The sequence below is a fragment of the Microbacterium sp. 2MCAF23 genome, from assembly GCF_052115565.1.
Taxonomy (GTDB): domain Bacteria; phylum Actinomycetota; class Actinomycetes; order Actinomycetales; family Microbacteriaceae; genus Microbacterium.
In genome coordinates, this window is the sequence record NZ_JBFRGY010000010.1 from 58513 (window position 1) to 71008 (window position 12496).

11 protein-coding genes and 1 riboswitch are annotated in these 12496 nt (G+C 69.4%); all 11 genes read left to right on the forward strand.

Going from position 1 to position 12496, the window contains the following annotated elements; genetic code table 11:
• The first annotated feature begins 19 nt into the window (after positions 1-19).
• Positions 20-169: riboswitch (FMN riboswitch) on the forward strand.
• A 53-nt stretch (positions 170-222) separates the two neighbouring features.
• The 11 genes from ribD (at position 223) to AB4078_RS11530 (ending at position 12491) form a co-directional block, all read left to right on the forward strand.
• The gene (gene ribD, locus AB4078_RS11480) at positions 223-1332 is read left to right on the forward strand and encodes a bifunctional diaminohydroxyphosphoribosylaminopyrimidine deaminase/5-amino-6-(5-phosphoribosylamino)uracil reductase RibD (protein ID WP_441977240.1); all 1110 of its coding nucleotides are present in this window, start codon (positions 223-225) and stop codon (positions 1330-1332) included.
• Entirely contained in the window at positions 1332-2012 is a 681-nt protein-coding gene (locus AB4078_RS11485) for a riboflavin synthase (protein ID WP_441977241.1), read from the forward strand. Before ribD ends, AB4078_RS11485 begins: the two co-directional genes overlap by 1 nt.
• Positions 2009-3298: a GTP cyclohydrolase II gene (ribA, locus tag AB4078_RS11490; protein WP_440733356.1), complete on the forward strand. Its 1290-nt coding sequence runs from the start codon at positions 2009-2011 to the stop codon at positions 3296-3298. Before AB4078_RS11485 ends, ribA begins: the two co-directional genes overlap by 4 nt.
• Entirely contained in the window at positions 3295-3768 is a 474-nt protein-coding gene (gene ribH / locus AB4078_RS11495; protein ID WP_440733357.1) for a 6,7-dimethyl-8-ribityllumazine synthase, read from the forward strand. Before ribA ends, ribH begins: the two co-directional genes overlap by 4 nt.
• Before the next feature lie 113 nt (positions 3769-3881).
• Positions 3882-4238, forward strand: a complete 357-nt coding sequence (locus AB4078_RS11500) for a Fe-S protein (protein ID WP_441977242.1) — start codon at positions 3882-3884, stop codon at positions 4236-4238.
• Between the two features lie 161 nt (positions 4239-4399).
• The gene (locus AB4078_RS11505) at positions 4400-5437 is read left to right on the forward strand and encodes a hypothetical protein (RefSeq protein WP_441977243.1); all 1038 of its coding nucleotides are present in this window, start codon (positions 4400-4402) and stop codon (positions 5435-5437) included.
• 26 nt (positions 5438-5463) lie between these two features.
• Entirely contained in the window at positions 5464-6075 is a 612-nt protein-coding gene (locus AB4078_RS11510) for an RNA polymerase sigma factor (RefSeq protein WP_441977244.1), read from the forward strand.
• Entirely contained in the window at positions 6062-7114 is a 1053-nt protein-coding gene (locus tag AB4078_RS11515) for a hypothetical protein (protein WP_441977245.1), read from the forward strand. The genes AB4078_RS11510 and AB4078_RS11515 overlap by 14 nt, the downstream gene beginning before the upstream one ends.
• A 182-nt stretch (positions 7115-7296) precedes the next feature.
• Complete coding sequence (locus AB4078_RS11520) at positions 7297-8754, forward strand: MFS transporter (protein WP_440733359.1); 1458 nt, start codon at positions 7297-7299, stop codon at positions 8752-8754.
• Between the two features lie 179 nt (positions 8755-8933).
• On the forward strand, positions 8934-10466 hold the full coding sequence (locus AB4078_RS11525) for an APC family permease (protein WP_441977246.1): 1533 nt from the start codon (positions 8934-8936) through the stop codon (positions 10464-10466).
• Between the two features lie 81 nt (positions 10467-10547).
• Positions 10548-12491, forward strand: a complete 1944-nt coding sequence (locus AB4078_RS11530) for a primary-amine oxidase (RefSeq protein WP_441977247.1) — start codon at positions 10548-10550, stop codon at positions 12489-12491.
• Positions 12492-12496: the final 5 nt, after the last annotated feature.

The window sequence follows — 12496 nt, forward strand, 5'->3', positions numbered from 1 at the left end:
ACTAAGCTGAGAGCAACACAACGTGCTCCGGGGTCGGTGAGAATCCGAACCGGCGGTGACAGTCCGCGAACCGAGGATCCGACACGGATCCGAGGCCGATCCGGTGCAATTCCGGGACCGACGGTGATGCGAGCGAAGGCTCGCGAGTCCGGATGAGAGGCAGCACGCACGATCGACGTGCGCCCCGACCCCGGTGATCTGGACCAGGATGAAGAAGGCGACATGACGGCGACAGCGGCGGAGCGGGCGGCGATGACGCACGCGCTCGAGATCGCGCGCCGCGGCCCGCGCGGGCTGAACCCGCAGGTCGGCGCCGTGATCCTTTCCCCCACCGGCGACGTGCTCGCCGAGGGCTGGCACCGTGGCGCGGGAACCCCGCACGCCGAGGTCGATGCGCTCTCGAAGCTCGCGCCGGCCGAGCTCCGCGGCGCGACCGCCGTGGTGACGCTCGAACCGTGCAATCACACCGGCCGCACCGGTCCGTGCGCCCAGGCACTCATCGACGCCGGCGTGGCCCGCGTCGTCTACGCGCTCGACGATCCTGGCGTGCGATCCGGCGGCGGCGCGGAGCGGATGCGCGCCGCCGGCCTCGACGTCGTCGCCGGTGAGCAGGCCGACGCCGCCGAGGCTCTGATCGGCGACTGGCTCACGGTGCAGCGCCTCGGCCGTCCGCATGTGACGGTGAAGTGGGCGCAGAGCCTGGACGGCCGCGCCGCCGCGGCGGACGGATCCAGCCAATGGATCACCGGCCCCGCGGCCCGCGCCGACGTGCACCGCCGTCGTGCCGCGGCCGACGCGATCATCGTGGGCACCGGCACGGTGCTGGCCGACGACCCTGCCCTCACCGCCCGCGACGGCGATGCCCTGCTCCCCCGCCAGCCCGTCCCCGTGGTCATCGGCGCGAGGGAGACTCCCGCCGAGGCCGCCGTGCGCCGCCATCCGCACGCGCCGCTGTTCTACACCGAGCACGACCTCACCGCGATCCTCGCGGATCTCCGCGATCGTGGGATCCAGCGCGTCTTCGTGGAAGGCGGGCCGACCCTGGCCAGTGCGTTCCTCGCCGAAGGGCTGATGGACGAGGTCCTGGCCTACCTGGCCCCCGTGCTGATCGGCGGACCGAAGCTGGCCCTCGGCGACATCGGCGTGTCCTCGATCGGTGAAGCCCGGCGCCTGGTCGTCGATGAGTGGCTGCCGCTCGGCCCGGATCTGCTGGCGATCGCCCGGCCGGCCGCCGCCGACGAAGCCGCCGAAAACGACGCGACGGTGAACGCCGTCCCCGCAGACGAGAACACCTCCCGGAACGACCCCTCCCGGAGCGAAGGAGAAGCCTGATGTTCACCGGAATCATCGAGGAGATCGGCGAGATCACTGCGATCACGCCCGCCGGCGACGGCTGGCGCCTGACCGTGCGCGCCCCGAAGGCCGCGTCCGACGCGGTGCACGGCGAGTCCATCGCCGTGAGCGGCGTGTGCCTCACCGTGGTCGGATCCACCTCCGACACCTTCGACACCGACGTCATGAAGCAGACGCTCGATGTCGCCGCGATCGGCAGCGCGACGGTGGGCACGCGGGTGAACATCGAGAAGGCGATGCCGGTCGGCGCCCGCCTCGGCGGCCACATCGTGCAGGGCCACGTCGACGGCGTCGGTGAAGTGCTCGAGGTGCGGCCCGGTGCACAGTGGAGCGTGCTGCGCATCTCGCTGCCGCACGACCTCGCCCCGCTCGTCGTGGACAAGGGATCCATCTCGGTCGACGGCACATCGCTGACCGTGAGCGCAGTCAGCGAGCCCCCTTCGACAGGCTCAGGGACCGATTCAACCCCACAGGACTGGTTCGAGGTTTCGCTCATCCCCGAGACCCTCGCGGCGACCACGCTCGGATCCCGCGCCGTCGGCGACCGGGTGAACCTGGAGACCGACATCCTCGCCCGGCACGTCGAGCGGCTGCTCGCGTTCCGTGCCGCAGACGCCGGCGCCGACCGCGCCGCCACACCGGAAGGAGGCTCGCGATGAGCCTTTCCACGATCGCCGAGGCGCTGGAGTCGCTCCGCGCCGGCCGCCCCGTGCTCGTCGCGGATGACGAGAACCGCGAGAACGAAGGCGACGTCATCCTCTCGGCCGAGCTCGCGACCCCCGAGTGGATCGCATGGACCGTGCGCTGGACCTCCGGGTACCTGTGCGCACCCATGCCCGCCGACATCGCCGACGCGCTGAACCTGCCCCCGATGGTCGAGGCCAACGAGGACGCGCGCAGCACCGCGTACACGATCAGCGTCGACGCAGCCTCCGGCGTCACCACCGGCATCAGCGCCGCCGACCGTGCCCGCACTTTGAACGTGCTGGCCGACGCGGCGTCCCTGCCGAACGACCTCATCCGTCCGGGGCACGTGCTGCCCCTGCGTGCGGTCGACGGCGGGGTGCGCCAGCGCGGCGGACACACCGAGGCGGCCGTCGAGCTGATGCGGCTGGCCGGTCTGCGCCCGGTCGGCGCGATCGCTGAGGTCGTCGCCGAGGACGGCAGCATGATGCGTCTGCCCGGACTGATGGAGCTCGGCGAGCGCGACGGGATCCCCGTGATCACGATCGAGCAGCTGATCGCGCATCTCAACGAGGTCGACCCACGGGACGAGGCCGACTGCGTCGCCAACAACACCCGTCGCCGGGTGAGCCTGCGCGCCGACGCCACCGTGCCCACGACGCACGGCGTGTTCCGTTTCCTCGCCTACAAGGACCGCATCACCGGCACCGACCACATCGCGGTCGTCTCGGGCGAGCCGACGGAGACGGCGCTGGTGCGGGTGCACTCGGAGTGCCTGACGGGCGAGGCGTTCGGATCCCTCAAGTGCGAATGCGGCCCGCAGCTGGAGGCGGCCCTCGACGCGATCGAGCAGGAGGGTGGCATCGTCATCTACATGCGAGGCCACGAGGGACGCGGCATCGGCCTGATCAACAAGCTGCGCGCGTACGCCCTGCAGGAGGAGGGCCTCGACACGGTCGATGCCAACCTCGCGCTGGGCCTCCCCGCCGACGCCCGCGACTACGCCGCGGCGGCCGGGATCCTCACCGACCTCGGTGTGAGGAAGGTGCGCCTTCTGACGAACAACACGGACAAGGTCGCGCAGCTGCGCGAACTGGGGCTCGATGTCATCGAGCAGGTGCCGCTGATCGTCGGAGTCGGCCCCAACAACCACCAGTACCTCGAGACCAAGCGCGACCGCATGGGCCACATCATCGGCGAGTCCGAGCTCGCCGCCGCCCTGGCCGCCAATGGTGCGGAGAACGGAAGGGACGACGAATGAGCGGCGCAGGAGCACCCACCACCGGCGGAATCGACGCGACCGGGCTCAATGTCGTGATCGTCGCCGGCACCTGGCACGAGACGATCACGGACGGCCTCATCGCGGGTGCCCAGCGCGTGCTCGAGGAGACAGGGGCGAACCACCGTCTGGTGCGCGTCCCCGGCTCATTCGAACTGGCCGTGGCCGCGCAGGCCGCCTTCGCGGGCGGTGCGGACGCGGTGGTCGCGCTCGGCGTGATCATCCGCGGCGGCACCCCGCACTTCGAGTACGTCTCGGCGGCCACCACCGATGGCCTCACTCGGGTCGCGCTCGACGCCGGCAAGCCCGTCGGCTTCGGCGTGCTGACGCTGGACGATGAGCAGCAGGGTCTGGAGCGTGCCGGCCTCGAGGACTCGAAGGAGGACAAGGGCGCAGAGGCGGCCGACGCCGCCTTGCGCACCGCTCAGGTCATCCGGTCGTTGCGGGGCTGATCGCCGCGACACGGAACGCCCACGGCATCCACACTCGGACGACTGCTCTGGCTGAACGCGCGATGAGGTGCGCCTTCCTGGTGCCGGAGCGATCCCAGGCCTAGCCTGAGGTCATGGAAACCCTGCGCCACATCGTGCTGTTCGTCCATCTGATCGGCTTCGCGACGCTGTTCGGCGCATGGGCCGTGCAGGCCTTCGGCGGCAAGAAGCAGATGACCGGCCTGATGAACACCGGTCTCGCGATCGCCGGCGTCGCCGGGCTCGTGCTCGCCGCCCCGTGGGGACTGCCCGAGGGCGTGAGCATGAACTACGCCAAGATCGGCACCAAGCTCGTGATCCTGCTGATCATCGGCGCGTTGATCGGCATCGGCTCGGCCCGGCAGAAGCGCGGCCAGGCCGTCCCGCCGGCGATGTTCTGGCTCGTCGGCATCCTGACCGCCGCGAACGCCGGCATCGCCGCGATCTGGTGACGCTGATCTGACCTCGCCCCTCCATGGGGCTGTGGAGCGCGGGACCCGACGACGCGGATCCCGCGCTTCTGCTTTCTCCTGCACGAAGATGTCAGGATCCGTCGCGACAACCAACCTTTAGCGGTGAGAGTCGAGAACGGCTCGGGAAGAGAGGGCCCCGCATGACCCGCACCGCGATGAAGCACCACCGCCGCACGATCACCGTCCTCGCCGTCGCCGCCCTGGTCGCGCCGATCGCGGGGTGCGCGACGCCGCCCGCGAGCGTGACCGGGCCGAAGCCCGCAGGCACGACCGCGACCGCACCGACATCGGATCTGCCTGCGAAGGACATCGCGCACTGGGGGATGCCGATGGACCCGTATTCGTCTGCGGTGCTCGTGCACCTCTCGAACTACACGGAGAACCGGCGTATGGAGACCTGCCTCAGCAAGGACGGCTTCACCTGGCCGATCCCCGTCGAGCCCACCGACGATGCTAGTTATCTCGTCTTCCCGAAGAACAAGTCGAGCTTCCCCGCGTTGACCGTGGAGATCGCGCAGCAGTTCGGCTACACCGCGAACTACATGCCGGGGATCTGGCTCGAGGACGGGCATCAGACGTTCACCAAGCTGAACCGCATCGCGGAATCATCACCCGGGTTCGAACCGGTGTTCCGTGCGTGTCTCGACGAGAGCCGCAAGACTTTCGACGTCCAGAGGATCTCCGACATCTACAACACGACGAGCATGTGGGAGTACGAGGAATCCAAGGGAGTCCCGCAGGATCCCGAAGTGAAGAAGGCCGCCGCGTCGTGGAAGCAATGCATCACGGCCGCCGGCTACGACGTCTCGCTCTCCGCACCCGTCGGCGACGAAGGGGAGCAGATGCCGACGCAGAAGCTCGGCATCGAGCTCGGATTCTTCGCACCCCCGCCGTCGGAGTTCCCCACCGGCGGCGGCACCTACGGCGACACCGAGGTCGACCCCGATAGCGACCCGGGTCCCCGCAGATCGACGCCGGCCGAGATCGAACTCGCCGTCGCCGACGCGACCTGCCGCGACTCCAGCGGCTGGACGAAGGCCTACTACGACGCCCAGTGGGACGCCGAGGTCAGGGTCGTGCAGAAGCACGCGGACCAGCTGAAGACGATGAAGGCCGACATCGAGGCTCTTACGGCCCAGGCCCGGCAGATCATCGCCGACAACCCGCCGCTGCACTGATCCGGATCCGACGGGAACTCCCGAACATGCACGCGAATCCTTCAAGCGCAGCTCCCCCGGGAACTCCGGCCGTCGCGCGTCGGGCCGCCTTCGAGGCGCTCTTCGCCGAGCACCACACAGCGGTGCTGCGCTATATCGAACGACGCGTCGACGACCGCGAACACGCCAGAGAGCTGACGATGGACTGCTTCGAGATCGCCTGGCGACGGTTCGACGAGCGTGAGCCGTACCGCCGGCCCTGGCTGCTGCAGACCGCACGAAACCTCGTCGGCGACGCGTATCGCAAGCGCGACCGCGAGCGCGAGGGCCTGCGGGATCTCGCCACCGCGGCCCGGCCGAGCGACGACCTCGCGCACCTGGAACTGCGCCACGCGCTGTCCCTGTTGCGCCGCGGCGACCGCGAGGTGCTCGAACTCCACTACTGGGACGGCCTCAGCGCCGACGAGATCGCCGAGGTCGTCGGCTGTCGCACGGCGACTGCATGGAAGCGGCTGAGCCGCGCACGGGCGGCGCTCCGCCTCCTGCTGCAGGAGCCCGCGACAGATCCCCCGCCACGATTGGAACGGGATCCCGGATCCGACCGAAGACCATCCGCACCGACGCCCGGGGAAGGGGTGATGACGTATGCCGCTGACTGACGACCTGCTCGAAACACTGATCCGCGAGGCGGATCCTGCATCGACGCCGATCGGCCTCGAGCCGACCGCCGCGGACTGGGCCCGCCTGCGTCTGATGCTCGAGGACGCCACCCAGACTTCTCCCGCGGGCTCGGCGCGGCGGGGAACCATCGGTGACCGTGTCGCGACACTGCGGCGGAGCGCCCGCGCTTCCCGCCCCCTCCGGATCGCGCTGCGCGCCGCGTGGGCGGTCCCGGCGCTCGCCGCCGTCCTCGCGATCGGGCTCGCCATCGCACCGCTGACCGCTGCGCCCGCTTACGCGATCACGCCGCCCGCGCTCGTGGCGCAGCCGATCACCCAGACCGCGGACGAGGTGCTCGCGACGTCGATCGCCGCGCTGCAAGCGGCACCGGAGCGCACCGCTACCCGCGACGCCCTGGTGGTGCGCTGGGCGATGCGCGACGATGGCAAGCCCGATCCGGTGATCGTGCCGGAGTGGCAGGAATGGGTGTGGGATGCGGACGGCACCGGCCATCTCGAGTCGCGGACCGGCGCGCCTTACTCCGTCACGAAGGACGGCACGATCGTCCCGCCCGCCGGGGAGGCTCCGAAGGAGGGTTCGCCGCTGCCGGGCACCGGGCATCACAGTTCCAACCTCTTCTTCGCCGAACCTCCCTCTGATGCGGCGGGCCTGAGGGCCTACATCGAGGATCGGGTCGGACCATCTGGGAGCGCCGACGCGCTCGCGATCTGGGGTGTCGTGAGCTCGATCCGCGACAGCTGGGCGCTGAGCCCGGCGCAGCAGGCCGCAGCGCTGCAACTGGTGCGCGACGCGGGCGGTGTCAGCGTGCTGGGTTCGGTGACGGACCGGCTCGGCCGCCCGGGAATCGCTCTGAAGATCGCCTCGACGAAGCGACCGCAGTTCACCGCGACCCTGGTGCTCGACACGTCGACGCACGAGATCATCGCCGCCGACACCATCTACGCGGGCGGGTCCACGATGAAGCTGAAGGTCGCGCCCGGATCAGTGATCGAATACAAGGCCTGGCTGTCGCACTGACGGACGCATCTCGGATCCGGTCGGAGGGGACCCGACCGGATCCGAGGCGTGTCGCCGTCACACTCCGCCGTGCTCGCGTGTCCGCCTGTGGATTCGCTGAATGCCGGGCGTAGACTCCCCCGTGCTCGCCGCACGTCTGGGGTACACGGCGAGCGCATTCGACGCACCGACCGGAGGACTGCATGAGCACCGCCACGACCGCACCCGCCAATCCCAGATCGCGGGTGATCCTCGCCAGCCTCATCGGCACGACGATCGAGTTCTACGACTTCTACGTCTACGCGACCGCTGCGGTGCTCGTCTTCCCGATCCTGTTCTTCCCGACCGGCAACGACACGACCGCGTTGCTCGCCTCGTTCGGGGTGTTCGGCGCTGCGATGATCGCACGCCCGATCGGCGCGATGGTGTTCGGTCACTTCGGCGATCGCTATGGTCGCAAGGCCACCCTCGTCGCCTCCCTGCTCACGATGGGCATCGCCACCTTCCTGATCGGCCTTCTGCCGACGTTCCAGCAGATCAACTGGTGGGCGGCGCTGCTGCTGCTGATCCTGCGCCTGGCGCAGGGCTTCGCGCTGGGCGGCGAGTGGTCGGGGGCGGCGCTGGTCGCCACCGAGAACGCCCCCGAGGGAAAGCGCGCCTGGTACGGATCCTTCCCCCAGCTCGGCGCCCCGCTCGGCTTCATCATCGCGAACGGCCTGTTCCTGACCATCAATGCGCTGCTGCCGCACGCCTCCGACCCGACGCTGAAGTCGGAGGCATTCCTCAGCTGGGGCTGGCGCGTGCCGTTCCTGTTCTCCGCCGTGATGGTGATCATCGGGCTGTGGGTGCGTCTCAAGCTCGTGGAGTCGGAGACCTTCAAGCGCGCCGAGGACAAGGGCACGATCCGCAAGCTGCCGCTCGCCACGGTGTTCCGTCATCACTGGAAGCACCTCATCCTCGGCACCTTCGTGATGCTCGCCACGTATGTGCTGTTCTACCTGATGACGAACTTCACCCTCTCGTTCGGCACCAAGCCGTGGTCGGTGGAGATCGCGTCCGCCGCGGCGCAGAAGGCCGCAGAGGCGAAGGGCGCCCCGTTCGACCCCGCCGCGTTCGCGGCGCAGTTCTACCCCGGCCAGGGCTTCGGCTACACCGACTTCGTGGTGATGCAGATCATCGGCGTCGTCTTCTTCGGAATCTTCACACTGCTCTCCGGCCCCTGGGCCGATCGGATCGGCCGCCGCAAACTGCTGATCTGGACGACGATCGCGATCATCCTGTTCGGCTTCACGTTCCCGCTGTTCCTCGGACAGCACGCCGGCGAGCCGTTCGCCGTGGTGCTGACCCAGTCGTTCCTGATCCTCGGCTTCCTGCTCATGGGCACGACATTCGGCCCGATGGGCGCCTTGCTGCCTGAGCTGTTCCCCACCAACGTGCGCTACACGGGCTCGGCGGTCGCGTACAACGTGTCGTCCATCCTCGGCGCCGCCGTGGCCCCGCTCATCGCGGTGTGGCTGTGGCAGCTCGCGGACGGCTCGCCCGTTCTGGTCGGCATCTACCTGTCGTCGATGGCGGTGCTCACCCTCATCGCGCTGATCCTGATCCCCGAGACCAAGGACCACGCCTACGAGGACGATCTGGGCGTGCCCACTCTCCCTTGATCCGGCACTCGCCCGTGCGCGGCGCTGCATCATTTCCCTTGATGCAGCGCCGCGTATCTGTGTATTGGCGTGATTCGAATCCGCGCGCTTGACTGAGACCACCACCCGAAGAAGGCTCCCGTCGCATCTCGCGATCGGGGCAGCGAGGATCAGCCATGGCTCGGACAGAGGAGTCCCCGATGAGCGTTGAGATCGCCACATCCGCGATTCGTACCCAGAACTTCCGAAAGACGCTGGGACGACTGGACATCGTCCTGCTGTCGATCAGCGCGATCATCGCGATCGACACCGTCGCGCAGATCGCGGCCGGCGGCGGCGCGGAGGCGTTCACCTGGACCCTCGTGATCGGCATCACGTTCCTGCTGCCGTACGCGCTCGTGGTCGCCGAGCTCGGCAGCGCCTTCCACGAGGAGGGCGGCCCGTTCGTGTGGGTGCGCCTCGCGTACGGCAAGCTCGCCGCGGCGATCTCGACGATGTTCTACTGGATCACCAACCCGCTGTGGATGGGCGGGTCGCTCGTGTTCATCTCCGCCGCGACCTGGAACGCCTACATCTCCCCGCTCCCGGACGGATCGCCGGTCGACCTGCTGTTCAAGGTCGCGTTCATCTGGATCGCGATCGCGACCGCGATCGTCGGCCTGCAGTACGGCAAGCACATCGTCGCCGCGGGCGGCATCGTCAAGGTCGCGCTGCTCGTGATCTTCGTCGTCACGGTGGTCGTCTACGCGGCGAAGAACGGCGTGCACGGCTACGCGGTGGGCGACTTCTCCCCCACCGTCGGCGGCTTCCTCGCCGTTACGCCGGTGATCTTGTTCGCCGTCGTCGGCTTCGAGGCCCCGAATGGCGCCGCCGAGGAGATGCGCGACCCGCAGAAGGACGTCCCCCGTGCCGTCGCCACCTCGGGCCTGGTCTCGATCCTGTGCTACCTCGTGCCGATCTTTGCGATCCTCGCGGTGCTGCCCGCCGAGAAGGTGCAGGGTGCGAGCGGCCTGCTGGACGCGTTCAAGGAGGTCTTCACCGTCTACGGCGCGGCGTCCGGACCGCTGATGTTCATCGCCGCGCTGCTGTTCGTGTTCGTCGTGCTGACCCAGGCCAGCGCCTGGATGATCGCCTCCGATCGGGTGCAGGCCGCGGCCGGCGCCGACGGCGCGTTCTTCCGCTACTTCGGGAAGTTCTCCCCGCGCCTCGGCACCCCGGTGCGGATGAATCTGCTCTCCGGCATCATCGCGACCGTCTTCTGCGTCGCCGCGACGCTGTTGCTGAAGGGCGGCAGCGCCGACGTCTTCACGGTCGTGCTGACGGTCGCGATCTCGACGCTGCTGCTGTCCTACCTGGTGATCTTCCCGACCGTCATCGCGCTGCGGAAGAAGTACCCGGACGTGCATCGTCCGTTCCGCGTCCCGGGCGGACGTGCGGGGCTGTGGGTCTGCACGGTCGTGATCTACGCCTGGGTCGGGCTCGGCTCCTGGGTCGCCGTGTTCCCCGGCACCCTCGAGGGAGTGCTCGGCGTGAAGTACGACTTCGTCGACACCTGGGGTGTGGACCGCGGCACGTTCGAGACCTTCACGATCGGCACCCTCGTCGTGATCACCGTGCTCGCCGTCGTCGGCTACCTGTCCGAGCGGCGCCGCCCCGGATACGCTCCCGAGGACCCGGCCACCGCATCCGCGGCTGATCTCGAAGCCGTCGCCGCCCAGGCCCGCGAAGCCTGACCGAAGAGGTCGGACGCGCCGACCCCCGCAGACCAGAACCGTCGCCCCGAGCCCGCCGCGGCTCGCCCCGAAGGAGAAATCGTGACCACCCCTGTGAACACCGTCGCCCCGGCGCACCCGCTGGACCCGCTCAGCGCCGCCGAGATCACCGGCGCTCGCGACCACCTGGTCGCGGAGGGCCGTCTCGGCGAGACCGTGCGGGTCGCGTACCTCTCGCTCAAGGAGCCGACCAAGGCGACCCTCCGCGCCGGCGGAGCCGTCCCGCGCGAAGCCCGGGCGATCCTGCTCGACACCGCGACGGGCGAGACCACCGACCTGCTGATCGACCTCGGCTCCGGCACCACCCTGTCGGCCGTCGATGTCGACCCGGCGCTGACCGGCCAGGCTCCCGTGCTGATCGAGGAGTTCGAGGCGATCGAGGGGATCCTGAAGGCCGATGCGGGCTGGCAGGCGGCGCTCGCCTCCCGCGGCCTCACCCCGGACGGCGTGCGCGTCGCACCGCTGAGCGCGGGCATCTTCGACTACGACGGCGAAGAGGGCAAGCGCCTGCTCCGCGGACTCGCGTTCGTGCAGCGCGACGAGCACGACTACGCCTGGGGCCACCCCGTCGACCAGCTGGTCGCGTTCGTCGACATGATCGAGCGCAAGGTCGTCCGGATCATCGACGACGGCCCGAGCGACGACCCGCTGACGAACGGCAACTTCGAGAGCCCGGAACTCACCGGCCCGCTGCGCACCGACCTCAAGCCGCTGCACATCGTGCAGCCCGAGGGGCCGAGCTTCACGCTCGAGGGCAACGTGCTGCGCTGGCAGAAGTGGGACCTGCACGTGGGCTTCGACGCCCGCGAGGGACTGATCCTCGGCCAGATCGGCTTCGACGACCACGCTGTGCGCCGCTCCATCGTCGAGCGCGCCTCGATCGCCGAGATGGTCGTTCCCTACGGAGATCCGGCTCCCTACCGCTCCTGGCAGAACTACTTCGACACCGGCGAGTACCTCGTCGGACGCGACGCGAACTCGCTCGAGCTCGGCTGCGACTGCCTCGGCGAGATCACCTACCTCTCCCCCGTCGTCGCGGACGACTTCGGCAACCCGCGGGAGATCTCCCAGGGCATCTGCATCCATGAGGAGGACTTCGGCCTGCTCTGGAAGCACACCGACGAGTGGGCGCAGCACCGCTCCTCGCGGCGGCAGCGTCGCCTCGTGGTGAGCTTCTTCACGACCGTCGGCAACTACGACTATGGCTTCTACTGGTACTTCTACCTGGACGGCACGATCCAGTTCGAGGCCAAGGCCACGGGCATCGTGTTCACCGCGCGCTACCCCGGCGAGGGCTACCCGTACGCATCTCAGATCGCGCCGGGCCTCGCCGCACCGTTCCACCAGCACCTGTTCTGCGCGCGGCTCGACATGTCGGTCGACGGCGAGAGCAACGCCGTGCACGAGCTCGACCTGAAGCGCGTTCCGCAGGGCGAGGGCAACCCGCACGGCAATGCGTTCAGCCGCTCCCGTCGCGTGATCGGGCGAGAGTCCGAGGGGCGCCTACGCGCGGACGGATCGCTCGGCCGAGTGTGGGAGATCGTCAACACCGAGAAGCACAACCACGTCGGCGAGCCCGTCGCGTACACGCTGTTCCCCGAGGGTCAGCCGACCCTGGCGGCGGCCGACGGATCCTCGATCAGCAAGCGCGCGGCCTTCGCGACCGAGCACCTCTGGGTCACCCGCTACGCGGAGGGCGAGCGCTACCCCGCCGGCGACTTCGTGAACCAGAGCGTCGGATCCCCCGGCCTCCCGGAGTACCAGAAGGCGGATCGCGGGATCGACGGCGAGGACATCGTGCTCTGGCACAGCTTCGGCCTGACGCACTTCCCGCGCACCGAGGACTGGCCGATCATGCCGGTGGACTACACCGGCTTCACGCTCAAGCCGACCGGCTTCTTCGACCAGAACCCGGCGCTCGACGTGCCGCCGTCGCCGAGCGGCCACGCCTGCGCGCACTGCGCCGAGGGCGAGTGCCACTGCTGACGGAC